The organism is Gorillibacterium terrae (genome assembly GCF_051594785.1).
Lineage (GTDB): Bacteria > Bacillota > Bacilli > Paenibacillales > NBRC-103111 > Gorillibacterium.
Genome location: NZ_JBPPGI010000003.1, coordinates 108,371 through 122,379 on the forward strand (window position 1 = coordinate 108,371; position 14,009 = coordinate 122,379).

Genomic DNA, 14,009 nt, shown 5'->3' on the forward strand with positions numbered 1-14,009 from the left:
CCCCTACGATGATCACTGAATTCCCTTCATGTACCCCTGGATTTTGCCGGAGAGCAAGAAGAGCACAATGCCGAGCAGGATGGCCGCTCCGCCGATGATGCCAAAGTACTGCATCTCGGTGGCAGGCGTGTAGAATTTAACAATCTGCGCATTAATCGCTTGGGCCGCTGCGCTGGATAGGAACCACAAGCTCATGGTCTGGGCGGAGAAGGCCGAGGGGGCCAGCTTGGTCGTCGCCGACAGACCGACGGGAGACAGGCACAGCTCCCCCAGCACCACGATGAGGTAGCTCAGCACGAGCCACAACGGATTAACCAGCGAATCCTGGCCGCCCCAATAGGCCGGCAGGAGGATGACCAGGAAGGAGCAGCCGGCAAACAGCAGCCCGAGGGCAAATTTCTTCGGAATCGTCGGCTGCCGTTTGCCCAGCTTCATCCAGAGCCAAGCAAATACAGGGGCCAGCGAGATAATGAACAAGGGATTCAGCGACTGGAACCAGGACGGCGAGATATGAATCCCGGCAAAATCCAGCTGCGTCCGCTTATCGGCATAATTAGCCAGGATGGTGGACCCTTGCTCCTGAATGGCCCAGAACATAATCGCGGCAATAAACAGCGGAATGTAAGCGATCAGGCGAGAGCGTTCCACGCCGGTGGTTCGCGGACTGCGGTACATGACCACGAAATAGACGGTGGGAATCAGAATCCCCAGAATGCCGACCAGCACGACGACCGAATTGAACGTCAACAGCCCCAACGGAACAGTAATAGCGACAATCACGGCGAGCAGCACGGCGACGATCCCGATCCGAACGAACACTTTTTTTCGTTCCGCCGGGGACAGCGGACTGGGAACGTTAGTGCCGGCCAGTCCCAGGTTTCCTTTTCGGGTGTAGGCAAAGATGATCAGGCCGAGGAACATCCCGACGGCGGCAATGCCGAAGCCCAGGTGGAAATTGATATCCATGCCGACGGTACCCACGATCAGCGGAGCGATGAAGGCCCCCGCGTTGATGCCCATGTAGAAGATACTGAAGCCCGCATCCCGGCGCTGGTCCTGTTCACTGTACATCTCCCCTACCACCGTGGAGACATTGGGCTTGAGCAAACCGGTGCCGAGCACGATCAGAACCATGGAAGCAAAAAACAGAGCCATGCTTCCCGGAATGGCCAAGGCGATATGCCCCAGCATAATGAGAATGCCGCCGTAGAACACCGATTTGGACGCCCCGAAGATCCGGTCGGCCAGCCAGCCGCCGATAATCCCCGACATGTACACCAGGGAACCATAGATCGACATAATGGCGAGAGCGGTGCTCTCCTCCATGCCGAGTCCGCCTCGGCTCAGTTCGTAATACATATAATAAACCAGGATCGCTTTCATTCCGTAATAAGAAAAGCGCTCCCAAAATTCGGTGAAGAACAAGGTGAACAGCCCTTTGGGATGGCCAAAAAATCCCCGTTGCGGCACGCTTTGCACAATTTCCTGCTTAGTTAAATCCGACACGCTGTTATTTCCTCCCTTGATGATGATTACGCCGAGCAAATCCTTCCTTTATCAAAATGCCCATTATCCGACATTATCCACGATTCCCGCCCCAAATAGACCTTTCAACAAATGTAAAGTATGAGTATACCACACTTTGTAAGGGCTTTTCTAGAGAGAAGGAGCGTATAGCCGAGGTAAAGGCGCCCTCTATGACCGCTATCGGAAGGATTCATACCGGCTCCAGCCCATTTAGACACCGCCCTGTACTATAATGATGGAGAGCTTAGACGGATGAAGTCACAACGGAGAGGGAGTTCTTATGGAATTTACGATCACTCGGCAGATGCTGCAAAATGTAACCGCTTCAAAGGGTGCGGAGCCTCCTTCGGGCGCACTCTTTCTCCGGGAAGAGTCCGCGTTCAGCGGGGTAAATAAGATTGCCCGCAAGGTGATCCATGATATGGAGCTGGTCTTCGGAGCCGCGCCGCAGGCCACGACGGACCGAAAGAAGCTGGGGAAGGTTGCGGTCCTGTATGGCACGGTGGGCCACAGCCCCATGCTGCGGGAGCTGGAAGAGCAGCAGCGGATTGATTTGACGGAAATCAGGGGAAAACGCGAGGTTTTCTTGTTTCAGATCGTTGCCCATCCCTTCGACGGCGTCGAACAGGCGCTGGTCATTGCGGGAAGCGACAAACGCGGCACGATCTACGGCCTGTTTCACCTCTCGGAGCGGCTTGGGGTGTCTCCGTTGGTGGATTGGGCCAACGTGAAGCCGGCGCCCATGGAATCCTTTTCGCTGAGCGGGGAGTTGAAGCATGTCTCCAAGGAGCCGTCCGTTCGGTTCCGCGGCTTCTTCATCAACGATGAGTGGCCCGCCTTCGGCAATTGGGCGACCAACCGGTTCGGCGGGTTCCAGGCGCAGATGTACGATCACGTCTTCGAGCTGCTGCTTCGCTTGAAGGGCAATTACCTCTGGCCAGCGATGTGGTCCGCCCGGTTCTACGATGACGGGCCGGGCTTGGCCAATGCGGAATTGGCCGATGAATACGGTGTCGTCATGGGCGCCTCCCATCACGAGCCTTGTCTGCGGTACGGAGAGGAATACCGGTATCTCCGCGGGAAGGACTCGATCTACGGGGACGCCTGGAATTTCATTGCGAACCAAGAGGGAATTACCCGGTTCTGGGAGGACGGCCTGAAGCGGAGCGGCCATTTCGAAAGTGTGATTACGGTCGGGATGCGCGGCGAGGCGGATACGGCGATCATGGGCAAGGAAGCGGCGCTCGCCGATAATATTGCTCTGCTCCGTGAAGTGCTGCAGACCCAGAACCGGCTGATCCGGGAACATGTCAATCCCGACCTCACGGAAGTCCCGCGCATGCTGGCTCTGTATAAAGAAGTGGAGCCGTTCTTTTACGGAGACGAGCATACTCCCGGTTTAATCGGTTCGCAGGAGCTGGAGGATGTCATCCTGATGCTCTGCGACGACAACCACGGGAATCTCCGGACCTTGCCCACGGAAGAGATGCGCAGCCACCCGGGCGGGTACGGCATGTATTATCATTTCGATTACCACGGCGGGCCGATCTCTTACGAATGGATCAACAGCTCCTATCTTCCGAAGATAGGGGAGCAGATGACGATGGCGTACGACTTCGGAATCCGCGATCTCTGGATCGTCAATGTCGGCGATATCGCCACGCAGGAATTCCCGCTGTCGTATTTCCTGGACCTGGCCTACGATTTTGACAAGTGGGGAACGGCCGCCCGGAACCAGACGGATGCCTATACGCAGCAGTGGATTCAAAGGCAGTTCGCCGGCGTGTTCTCCGAGCGGCAGCAGGAGCAGATCTTCGAGCTGTTGACGGGGTACACCCGAATCGCCCACAAGCGGCGGCCCGAGCACATGAACGCCAACGTCTATCATCCGGTGAACGACAAGGAAACGGACGAATTGCTGAAGCAGATCGACCACCTGTTGGAACTCGCGGAGGAGCTCTACAAGACGGTGGAGGAAGTGCATCTGCCGGCTTATTATGCCCTGGTCTATTATCCGGCAGTCGGGAACCTCAACCTGCAGAAAATGTGGCTATTAACCGGCAAGAACCATTACCTGGCGAAGCTGGGGGCATTGGAAGCCAATAAGCTTGCGGAGCAGGTAGAAGCATGCCTGAATCGGGACCGGGAGTTGGTTGCGCAGTTTCATGCGATTGACCACGGCAGATGGTACGGAATGGGGCTGTCCGAGCATATCGGCTTCACGCGCTGGAACGAGGACGAGGCGCAAAACCCGGTTCTGATGAAGGTTCTCCCGGTGAATAAACCCCGGTTGCTCGTCACCGTGGATGGAACGACGCAGCGCAGCGAAGGATGCCCTTGGCATATCAACAAGCTGGAGCTGAATGACTTCCTGCGGCCCGATGTCGAGGAGGCTTCTTTTACGCTGTCGAGCCTCAGCGAGCTTCCCGCCGAGTATACCATTACCTGCAGTCATCCGTGGTTGACCTGTTCCCGGACGAGCGGCGTCTTGGACGGGAAAGAACACACCGCAGAGATCATTCGGGTGAAGGTGGACCGCCGTGCGCTGAAGGACGGGGCAGAAGGCCATATCGCGATCCACCTGCCGCTGGGCGTCTGTACGCTCATCGTGAACGTGCCCAAGCAGGATTACAGCCACCTGCCGGCCATGACCTTTATCGAGACGAGCGGATATGTTTCCATCGAAGCTGAGCATTTCGCGCGAACCCAGGAAGCCGTAAAACCGAATGGCGGGGTAAGTCGGTTTGAGGTGATAGAAGGCTACGGCAAAACCTTGTCGGCGGTGAAGGCTTATCCGACAACGGATTATTTCACGGCGGGGGAAGACGCTCCGTATGTGGAGTACAATTTTGCCGTCCAGGAGAACGGAATCTACGAGCTGGAGCTCTATCTGCAGCCCTCTAACCCTGTGACCCAGGAAGCGAAGCTGTATTGCGGCGTCCAACTGAATGAGGAAGAGATCCGCGTTGTGAATACCCTTCCGGAAGGGTATCGGGTGGATGGCCCGGATTGGGCGCAGGGGGTGCTTTCCCACATTCGGAAACGGCGTATCCAGGTGAACGGTCGGGCCGGGCTGAACACCCTGAGGATTTATGCGGTAAGTCCGGGGTTCGTTCTGGAGAAAATCGTGATTCATCCGGAGGGCAAGCAGCCGGCCGACAGCTATCTGGGGCCTGTCGAGAGCTACTATACCGGTAAGACGGAGAAGCTTGCCTAAACGATCGAACAAGAGCAAGCTCCTCAGCGGCTGTTTTCCGGGACTCTCCGGAGAGCGGCCGTTTCTTTTTTATCAAACGGGTCGGATACAGTCGCTTATTTAGGCGTAAATAAAAAAAGCCTGGACCCTTATCCGGCTCCTACAGGAAATAGGGGACTCGGATATTTTACCAAGACTTCAATCTAAATGATAACAGAACCCTAAAGAACAGTCTAGTAATTTCCGAGTCCCATGCTACCATTAGGATACCGGTTAAAAGGAGCGGATGCGCACCGCAGCAGGGGATGGAGTTCACGAATGAAGGGGTTGGATTTAAGCGAAGGGTTCTATTGGGAGATCGTAAGGCCCCTCATCGCCAAGCGGTTCCCGCAGCTCTTGGAAAAGCATGCCGCCGGTTTAATCGGTTACGGCTCGGACGTGCTGGGGTATGATGATGACTTATCAAGAGATCATGAATGGGGAGCGAGATGCCACCTTTGGCTGCTTGACTCGGATTATGAGGAGCATGCAGCAGGGCTGAATCAAGCCTTTGATGAAGAGATTCCCCTATTATTCCGGGGATATCCCTCTCGGTTTTCCGTAGATGAATCCCATGGGGTGCTTGTACCGTACAACGGGAAAACCAATCTGCACCATGTGGCCATTACCAGTGTTTCCCGGCACATGCGAATCCAATTGGGACTGCAGTCTTCCCGGCTTTCCGTATACGACTGGTTAGCCATTCCGGAGCAAAAACTAATGGAGTGGACAAGAGGAAGGATTTTCACCGACCCTGTCGGCGAAATAACCGAAGTGCGGACGAGGCTTGCTTATCTTCCCGAAGAGGTATGGCGCTATAAATTAAAATATGCATGGGGCTCCTTTCGTCATCTCTATGTGGCAGGGCTCTCGGCGCTTAGAGGAGAAACTCTATCGGCTAGGCTGCTCTTAAACCGAATGGCAGAGAAGACCATGGAGCTGATCTTTCTGTATCACAAACGGTATCGACCAGGCACTTTCAAATGGATGTCCAAGGAACTGGCGCAGATCAGCCCTATGGGCAAGGAGTGGGTTCAGCAGCTTGAGGGCATCTTGATGGAACCCTGCGTTGCCAGAGCTGTGGAACGCATCGAAGGGGTATTAAGGAAATTGGTAGACCAACATAACGAGATGAGGGTGACGGACTACATCGAACTTGAACCGCCCCTCTTCTACGCGAGAGGCCAACAATCCTATTCTTATACGAATATTGAGGATACGTTAGGTTCTACGCTGCCGAAGGAGCTTCAACAGCTTGAAATCCCAGGGGCATTGGACCAGTTTATTACCAATGAACATATCCTGATATGGGCGGATCACTATTCAAAGTTCAAGCCGATCTACCTTGCCAAGTCTGATATAGAACGAACGGGAGTAGGAGATATGCTGGTATAGCCGCCGGATGATAGCAACCGGATAATAAGTGAAAGGGCCATCCCGCAAAGGATGGCCTTAAAACTTGCCGTTGCACGACAGCGCGGGGAACCGGACCTAGAACCCGGCGATCAACTGGTCTTCCAGCTTGGTTATGTTCTCTTTGAACCAGAAGCACTGCTTCACCGACAGCAGCGCATCCTCCAGCAGGCTCTCTTTGTTGAGGTGGTCCGTGGTATAGTATTGCTTATAGTAATCCGATACCAGATTTTGATAATAATACATATACGGCATGATCTTAAGGTCATACGCATTGAGGTAACCATACTCCAAGAAGCGGGAGACAAATCGTTTAAAATGCCCGATATTCAGCTCCCCATCCGAGCAAGCGGGGTCGGCCGACAGATAAGCCCTTATGACTTCCCAGCAGATGGGATGGACACACGCGGCTGTAAAATCAATCACGGCATGGATTCGGTCTTTGCCGCAAATGATCTGTTGAAGCTTATAGTCGCCGTGTGTGTTGATGCAGGTCATTTGGCCGACATCGAAGGAAAAGCCGCTGAACGCTTTCAGCATGGTTTGCTTCGCTCGAATCGCCTCGGCAATCTCCTTGTCCCCTTTGCGAAGAGCCAGCTCCAGGGTTTCCTCATACCCGCTTGCCGCCCTCTCGGGCGTCATGTAATCGAAGAAGCCTTGGCTCATGCCGGTCGGCAAGGGATCAAGCGTGCTCATGGCCGCATGGATTTGCCCCAGCATGCCGGCGGACGAATCGAGCAGCCACGGGGGAGCGGCATTTCGTCCATACAGAGTCCCTTGCACATACTCTTGCAGATGATACACCTTGCTCCCGAGCTTCAGTACCGGGCTTCCTTGCTTGGTCGGACGGATTTTGGAGACGGGAATGCCCGCTTCCCTAAGCGCATCCAGGATCATGGCTTCATTCTCCGGATGGTTCATTCCGTTAAGCTCGTGATCCTTGAGGACGAATTCCCCCGTGCTGGATCGGATGAAATAGCTAATGGAACCGATTCCGCTTGAGATTCTCGAGACTGCACGAATGTCGCCTATGTCATAATTCAATGAGACGATGGAAACGACCGCTTCTTCCATATTGGTTGGCACCCCTTACCGTTCTGTCAGCCTATACCCACTATAGCCTTCTTCCAGATAATTACAATGTACAAAATAACTATAATCAAACAGCCAAGGCCCCAAACAGGCCTCCCGCTCCAGATGGACGATTCTCCAATGGGATACACGTGCTTTTTTCCACAAAGACTCCGCCGATGGGTTAATGCCGTTCCTGGATTCTCTGCCTTCCCATAGAATTGGGTAGAATCCTCAGGAAAGGGTGCTCCTATGAAGCCGAGAACCCCAAAGGGTGCCGCCGTAAGAACGTCAGCGACCAATCCTACGCTGTTTGAGACCTCCAAAGCCCGGTTATTGGCGAAGGTAAGGAAGCTGAAGACCAACGAGTACACGTTTATTGGCATGGGAGACAGTTGGGCGGGAGACGGTCAATCCAGTAATGCGATATTTGCTTCGGCTATGTCAACTATTCGCGCCTTGAAGCAAGAGCCCTTATTTATTCTGCATAATGGAGATGCCGTGTTCACAGGGAGCGAGCAGGAGTTCAAGACCGGCGGAACCTATTCCGGCGTACCGGTAAAAAGCCTGCTGCAATTGATTCAAGATCCGCAGAAGGGCGTGCCGGATATCCCGTTCTTTATCGTTCCCGGCAACCATGAACACGCGGGGATCAACGGTCCGCTTACGAATTTCAGGAAGTTTATCGGGCCTACTCACTTCGGTATCCATCTTCCCAAAATCAAAACCACGCTCATTGGCCTGGATAATTCGCAGCAGCTCCGCTTAAAGGAGAACGGACAGTCGGTCTACGGCTTCGCTCCGGGAGAACTGACTTTTCTGGCGAATCAATTGAAAAAGGCCCAGAAGAACACCGTGGTTACGATGCACGTTCCTCCCCGGATCGGGAAATGGGCAAACCCGAATTATTTTCAGGATGAGACCTCGACCTTCGGAAATACCCGGGGACAGCTCAGCCGATTCCTCTCCACCGTACGCGGCAAAGTCCCTCAAGTTCTCGTGGGGCACGTTCATGCTTTGGATCATGTATGCGATCAGGGCACGAGGTATACCCTGTCTGGGGGAACAGGCGCGCCTCTGGTCAAGCGCGGCTTTCTGAAGGGCGCACCGGTTCCGATTTTCCATATCATCGAGTTTACCGTTAAGAATGGAGTCATTGTGAAACGCCGTGTCATTCCGATAGGCGAAACCGCATAAGCGAGCAGGGAAGGCCATCCTCCAGGGGATGGCCTTCCCGTATGCCAACGGTTTGTTTTTTCCTCCCGGCGGATTTTCATCGACCCTGTTGGTCTCTCAGCCGATCCATTCGGGCTTGCAGGCTTTCCCGCACTTCTGGGGGCGCTTCCCTCACCTTGACATCTTCCCCTAAGAAAAGAAGCCAGTTGGTTAGCTCAGCCACTTCTTCGGGCATCCTTACCTGTACATAGGTTTTTAGAAGGGCTGTGGCTTGGTAAGGGTTGGTGTACGAGAGAGAGGCCTTCAAAGGATGGTATTTTTTGAACTGAGCGATAGCCGTTGGACCCAGCTCCAGGACAAGATTGTTTGCTTGTTCCTGCTTGCTTATTCTTTCAAGCATCTTCTTCGGGCTTTCCCTTTTACCCGGTGAATAGGGTTTAACGTCGGCGAGCCGGTCGACGGGAATCATCCTCTTTCGTTCCTCCTGCAAATCAAAGCCTTCCATCAGCCAAGAGCCTTTTTCCTGATAAAGGTGCAAAAGATAGATCGGATAAGAGGCCGTTTCCGCTTCCCCTTCAAGGGTGATCCATAAATAGCTGTCCAGCAGAAGGGTTTGAATGAGCTTTTCCAACATGGGATGGGGAAGATCGGAAAGCTCAAGCAGGTCGGGATTCTTCGGGTTGGTTCCCTCAAACAGCAGAATTTGATTTAGAAGAACCAGGTCGTCCTGCCGGCTTTGGGACAGGAGGGCCAGCAATTTCTCTGCCAGGGATTGGCGGCTCTTTAGATAAGGAAGTTGGGCATTCCGCGTAGCCATAAAGGCAATAAACAGAGCTTTGACCTCATTGTCGGTAAACCGCACACCGGGCAGGAGAGAGTTGTGCATGACAAAATAGCCCCCGCTGCGTCCAACCTCGGCGACGAGCGGCATCCCAAGCGCCTCAATTTCCTGGACATCCCGAATCGCCGTCGAACGGGAGATATGAAATTCCCGCATCAGTTCGGATAGGGTAAAATGGGACCGGTTGTTGATGTACCGCATGATGGTGTTAATCCGTTCAACTTTTTTCATCGGAACTCCTAAACGGTATCATTTTTTGACATGGTTTAAAGCTATCATATACTTGGCAAAGGAAAGAGAACAACCGGCTCAGAAAATAAAAGGAAAGAAGGGAAAGACAGATGGCGGAATATGCGCTTGAGGAAAAAGAAGGCTTTACCGTATTTGGCCTTGGAACGGAGCTCAAGAGCCCTTACACGGACTTTGCCGGCTTAAACCGGGAAAAATCGGAGTTTTGGCAGGCGATCGGCGAAGATGGAAGACTGGATGCTCTAAAGGCCATCGCGGCGAATGACTACGTCTTTGCCGTGAATGAAGCAGTGAATAACAAGCTGATGTATTATGCCGGTGTCCTGACCGAAGCATCGGTTCCCGCAGCCGAAGGGGCCCGGGTGATCCTGTTTCCCAAGGGACCCTACTTGGTTGTGAGAGGGGAAGCAGAGACGGCGGAGGAACTGAATGATCGCCTGACTGGAGCTGCCTTTGGCGAAGCCCTGCCGGAAGCGCAGAGTTTTGCCTACGTCGGCGGTCCGAATGCAGCGGTTGTGATGGGACAGCGAGACGGCCTCGTCTTTGGAGAAATGTGGATTCCGGTCGTCAAGAAATTATAAACTTACCGGAGGGATGAGAATGTCTTACCTCGTTGATTTTAAGAACGTGTCCACGGTTGGGTTGGAATCTTCGCCTGTGGCGGAAGCGCTGGCCGGTTTGCGCGCGAATGAAGCCCGCTACATGATGAACAAGTATAAGCATGAATTCACGGTTGTTCCGGCCGGCGAAAGTCAGGATACCCTAGACTATGTGAACCGGATTCTGAAAGAAGAGCGGGGAATCGCGTTTGCGGCGAAGCCCCTGGAGACGTCGCGTTTTCAAGTGGAGAACATCGACTGGACCTATGTCTTCTATGAGGACGGCCTCGGGGTAAATGTTCTGTATACGTTGGACGACCCCAAGAAGCGGGCTGTCGGGTTTAAGCTATCCGAGGGGATGGACGTGCCGCAGGAGCTGGAAGGGAAGTTTAAGTTCGCCAGGCAGAAATCGAAATTGGCCGGGACCGTCCGGGGGTCGTTTTTTGTCATCAAAGGCGAATATTAACGGATTGACAGCTTCCGGCATCCATGCTAATTTCGTGATGTGAAAATTGAAGGCCCTGTAACCCTCGGGTTCAACCTCGCTGAGAATCGGCAGGTTGGGCCCTTTTGCTTTTTCGACCCGAAGGAGGAATTGGCATGCGGAGAAAGGAATTGATTTTGCAGCGGCTCGACGAGATCGGCCTGTCGCTTGAAGACGAAAGGAGACAAGATGCATATGCTCTATATCTTTAGCGGGCTGCCGGGCGCCGGGAAAACGACGTTATCCTCGGCCCTCGCCCAGGAGCTGGGGGCCGTCTACCTGCGGGTTGACGTCGTCGAGCAGGCGATGCGCGAGGGCGGAGCGACGGTCGACGGGCCGCAGGGCTATCTGGTGTGCTACGCCCTAGCGGCGCAGAACCTGCGGCTGGGTCTCGATGTGATCGCCGATACCGTCAATCCCCTCCAAATCACGCGCGATGCCTGGCGCGGCGTGGCCGAGTCGGAGGGCGTGCCTTATGCGGACATCGAAGTAGTCTGCTCGGACGAGCGGGAGCACCGGCGTCGGATCGAGACGCGGACAGCCGATATTCCCGGCTTCGTCCTGCCGACGTGGGAGCAGGTCCGCCATCGCCGCTACGAGGATTGGGACCGCGACCGCATCATCCTCGACACCGCCCGCGAGTCGGCCGCCGAAAGCCTGCGGACGCTCATGGAACGGCTTAAGCAGGCGCCTCGCTCCGCTGGCCGATGACGATACGTTACCTCAACGAGCAATGGCGGCACCGCAGTCCTGGCATGTTCGTCGAGCCGATGGACAAAGCCCACTCCGGGGAGTGGGCTTTTTGCCGGTTTCAGCCGTCTTATCTTTTCTTCGCGGTCACGGTGTACAGGTTCGTCTTGGCGTCGTAGGTTAGCTTGACGGTCACATAGCTGTCGTGCATATACGGGATGATCGGCTTGAGGGCCTTGTCGGCGACGCGGAAGCTCAGCTTGTAGCCGTCGGTCCAATAGAAATTCTCCATCAGGTAGCCGCGGATTTCGTCCTGCGATTTCAGGCTCATCGGATCGAGGTTCTTGAACAGCCGGGGGTCCGGAACGCCCATGATCGGAACATGGTCGCTCATGAAGGCGTAACGGTCCTTCAGCAAATAGGTATATTTGATCTTGCCGCTGTCGTCGTCGTCCCAGGTCGCATCGACGAACAGCCATTGGCCGCCCACGTAGACGGCATTCCAGGCGTGCTCCATCTCATAGTTGGATTCAAAGACGCAGGGGATGGACGCCCGCCGGCACAGGAACATGAACAGCAGCGCATAGTCGCCGCAGACGCCCCGTCCCTTGTCGATGGTGACCAGAATGCTGTCCACCGTCTGCTCGTCCCACAAGCTGCGATCGTAGGTGATGTGGGTCACGAGGTAATCGTGGATGGCCTTGACCTTCTGCTGGTCCGTCATCCCCGGCTTGAAGATCTTCGCCAGGATCGCATCCAGCTTGAGGTTCAGCTTCTGGTTGATCGTGTCTGGCTGCATCGTCATGTTCACCTTGTCGCCGGTCTTGACGACCTTCGGCTCGATGCGGTACTGCAGCATCGGCCCATAGAAGCCTTCGTGCAGATCGAAGAACGTCGTGCCCGTCTTCATGGTGAATTTGACTCCGTTCTCCGGGGTGAAGAACTCGATCAGCGCTCCGCCCGTATCCACCTTGGTGTACTTTCCGCCTGGCTTAATCTTGCTGAGGGCCGTATCATCCAGGTAGTCCTCCAGGTACGAGTTGAGGTCGGCCTTGGTGGAAAAGATCAGGTGAACGGTGCTTTTCCCGACGATGATCCGCGAGACGCGGCTCAAGGCCAAGGGAATGTTGCAGCGGCGCAGGCTGTCGTACCGGAACAGCTCGCGGTCCCGGATTGCCTCCTCCCGGGTGTAGCCGCTCTGCGGCTCGAATTTGTCGGCGCGGGTCCCCATGCCGCCTCTCAGGACGCTGCCGACGGTCGTCTGATCGGCGACCGGAATCTTGGCCGCATCGGTGATCGGCAGCAGACTGTTTATCCCTTCATGATAGACGGTTCCGTCCATCAAGCGGCGGGCCGCTTCCACCCGGGTCAGCGGCTTGCCGAGATTCGTCTTGTCGTCGATCATCCCATAGATATAGGCTTGCTTGAGGTAATCCGGGCTATCCGCGGGAATCGCCGGATCGTCGATGACGATTTTGGCGCTATCCGACTCTTCCGCCGCATCGGCAACGTCCCGGGCTTCCGGTTCATCCTCTTCGAGGGTGTAATCCGTACGATCCTCGGTGTCGGATTCATCCTCTTCGAGGGCATAATCCGCACTGTCCTCGGTGTAAGCTTCCTCCTCTACGCTCGCCATATCCGACTCGTCCGCGTCCTCGGGTTCTTCGGCCGGTTCCGCCGCCTTCGCTTTCACCGGTTCGAAATACAGCTTCGCCAGCTCATCCAAGGTAATCGCCTTCTTGAAGCCGGAGGCAAACGAATCGGACAGCTCCCCGTCGACGAGCTTCCGGGTAATATACTCCCGGAACTCGCCGGAGGGGGCGTCGGCCGGGTAGACGTAGTCCTCCAGCTGCTTTTCCCGGTCGCGGTCTTGATTCGCCCATTTTATCGTGATGTCGAAGCTCTCGACCAGGTCCTCGACCGACTCCGTTCCGTCGTAATGGATTCCGTCCGGATTGAGAATCTCGTCATGCAGGCTCGCGAGCGACCGACCCGCGACGATCCTCGAGGGCTGCCGCTCCAGGAGCAGCTTCTCCACTTCGCCGGGAAACCGTTTGAGCACATCCGCTCCGACCTTGTTTCCCTTCTGAACGGATTGGTTCAGGTAGCGGGCGATCCGCTCCTTCACCTTCAGTTCGGATGGGTTGACTTGGTCCTTCTCCTTGCCCATGCGGGCGAAATTGCCCGTCAATCCCTTGAAATCGTACAGCTGCTCCTCGCGGACATCGAGGTAGAAGCTGACGGTCTTGCCCAGCGTGTCCCAGCCATAGCTGCTGAGCTGGGCCAGCATCATCATCCGCGTCAGGTGGTCGGCGATGAGCTTATACTCCTGCGCGGAGAGGCCGCCCAGCTTCTCCTCCCAGATCTCGAGGTTGGCGCGAATCTCGTTCAGCTTCCGCTGGGTGGCCGCCTTCTTCTGCTCGTCCGTTATTTTCTTCACCGTGCGGGGCACCGTGTTCTTCTTCTCGCCCTCGTTTCCGATCAGCTCGTACGACTCCAGAGGCACGACTTCGTCCTTGCGGTACTGCGTGAATTGCTTCTCCAATTGCTGAAAGAGGCTGTTCAGCGCCGGATTCTGGGGAAAATCGGACGCAGCCGCCGCAACGGGCCGGCCCGTCCATAGTCCCACCGCACTCATCAAGGTCAACCACACCGCCATAAACCCTGCCCATCGTCTCTTCACGTCACACTGGCCCCCTCATCCCGTTAATGTCCCATTTCTTT

10 protein-coding genes are annotated in these 14,009 nt (G+C 55.2%); 6 read left to right on the forward strand and 4 right to left on the reverse strand.

What is annotated here, in order from left to right; translation table 11 throughout:
* Positions 1-12: 12 nt before the first annotated feature.
* Entirely contained in the window at positions 13-1,506 is a 1,494-nt protein-coding gene (locus tag ACSEXS_RS13135) for a peptide MFS transporter (protein ID WP_438433690.1), read from the reverse strand.
* 301 nt (positions 1,507-1,807) lie between these two features.
* Here ACSEXS_RS13135 and ACSEXS_RS13140 point away from each other — a divergent pair, with 301 nt between their 5' ends.
* Both ACSEXS_RS13140 and ACSEXS_RS13145 read left to right on the forward strand, forming a co-directional pair.
* Complete coding sequence (locus tag ACSEXS_RS13140; protein WP_438433691.1) at positions 1,808-4,744, forward strand: glycosyl hydrolase 115 family protein; 2,937 nt, start codon at positions 1,808-1,810, stop codon at positions 4,742-4,744.
* Positions 4,745-5,041: 297 nt separating this feature from the next.
* Positions 5,042-6,157: a DUF4037 domain-containing protein gene (locus ACSEXS_RS13145; RefSeq protein WP_438433692.1), complete on the forward strand. Its 1,116-nt coding sequence runs from the start codon at positions 5,042-5,044 to the stop codon at positions 6,155-6,157.
* Positions 6,158-6,253: 96 nt separating this feature from the next.
* Here the strand turns inward: ACSEXS_RS13145 and ACSEXS_RS13150 are convergent, their stop codons facing one another.
* Positions 6,254-7,249, reverse strand: coding sequence for a phosphotransferase (locus ACSEXS_RS13150; protein ID WP_438433693.1), 996 nt, complete (start codon positions 7,247-7,249; stop codon positions 6,254-6,256).
* Between the two features lie 249 nt (positions 7,250-7,498).
* On the opposite strand from ACSEXS_RS13150, the gene ACSEXS_RS13155 reads away from it, so the two are divergent.
* Positions 7,499-8,443: a metallophosphoesterase family protein gene (locus ACSEXS_RS13155; RefSeq protein ID WP_438433694.1), complete on the forward strand. Its 945-nt coding sequence runs from the start codon at positions 7,499-7,501 to the stop codon at positions 8,441-8,443.
* A 76-nt stretch (positions 8,444-8,519) separates the two neighbouring features.
* Here the strand turns inward: ACSEXS_RS13155 and ACSEXS_RS13160 are convergent, their stop codons facing one another.
* A complete protein-coding gene (locus ACSEXS_RS13160) occupies positions 8,520-9,494 on the reverse strand; it encodes a helix-turn-helix transcriptional regulator (protein WP_438433695.1) in 975 nt (324 codons plus the stop codon).
* A gap of 110 nt (positions 9,495-9,604) precedes the next feature.
* Here ACSEXS_RS13160 and ACSEXS_RS13165 point away from each other — a divergent pair, with 110 nt between their 5' ends.
* From ACSEXS_RS13165 to ACSEXS_RS13175, 3 genes are all read left to right on the forward strand, one after another.
* Positions 9,605-10,093: a GyrI-like domain-containing protein gene (locus ACSEXS_RS13165; RefSeq protein ID WP_438433696.1), complete on the forward strand. Its 489-nt coding sequence runs from the start codon at positions 9,605-9,607 to the stop codon at positions 10,091-10,093.
* 19 nt (positions 10,094-10,112) lie between these two features.
* Positions 10,113-10,577, forward strand: a complete 465-nt coding sequence (locus ACSEXS_RS13170) for a DUF8821 family protein (RefSeq protein ID WP_438433697.1) — start codon at positions 10,113-10,115, stop codon at positions 10,575-10,577.
* A gap of 213 nt (positions 10,578-10,790) precedes the next feature.
* A complete protein-coding gene (locus ACSEXS_RS13175) occupies positions 10,791-11,306 on the forward strand; it encodes a P-loop nucleotide/nucleoside kinase family protein (RefSeq protein ID WP_438433698.1) in 516 nt (171 codons plus the stop codon).
* Positions 11,307-11,415: 109 nt separating this feature from the next.
* Here ACSEXS_RS13175 and ACSEXS_RS13180 read toward each other — a convergent pair whose 3' ends face one another.
* A complete protein-coding gene (locus ACSEXS_RS13180) occupies positions 11,416-13,968 on the reverse strand; it encodes a transglutaminase domain-containing protein (RefSeq protein ID WP_438433699.1) in 2,553 nt (850 codons plus the stop codon).
* Positions 13,969-14,009: the final 41 nt, after the last annotated feature.

Coding starts and splice junctions, on each gene's coding strand:
- ACSEXS_RS13140 (WP_438433691.1), top strand. CDS start 1,808: ATGGAATTTACGATCACTCGGCAGATGCTGCAAAATGTAACCGCTTCA.
- ACSEXS_RS13145 (WP_438433692.1), top strand. CDS start 5,042: ATGAAGGGGTTGGATTTAAGCGAAGGGTTCTATTGGGAGATCGTAAGG.
- ACSEXS_RS13150 (WP_438433693.1), bottom strand. CDS start 7,249: ATGGAAGAAGCGGTCGTTTCCATCGTCTCATTGAATTATGACATAGGC.
- ACSEXS_RS13155 (WP_438433694.1), top strand. CDS start 7,499: ATGAAGCCGAGAACCCCAAAGGGTGCCGCCGTAAGAACGTCAGCGACC.
- ACSEXS_RS13160 (WP_438433695.1), bottom strand. CDS start 9,494: ATGAAAAAAGTTGAACGGATTAACACCATCATGCGGTACATCAACAAC.
- ACSEXS_RS13165 (WP_438433696.1), top strand. CDS start 9,605: ATGGCGGAATATGCGCTTGAGGAAAAAGAAGGCTTTACCGTATTTGGC.
- ACSEXS_RS13170 (WP_438433697.1), top strand. CDS start 10,113: ATGTCTTACCTCGTTGATTTTAAGAACGTGTCCACGGTTGGGTTGGAA.
- ACSEXS_RS13175 (WP_438433698.1), top strand. CDS start 10,791: ATGCTCTATATCTTTAGCGGGCTGCCGGGCGCCGGGAAAACGACGTTA.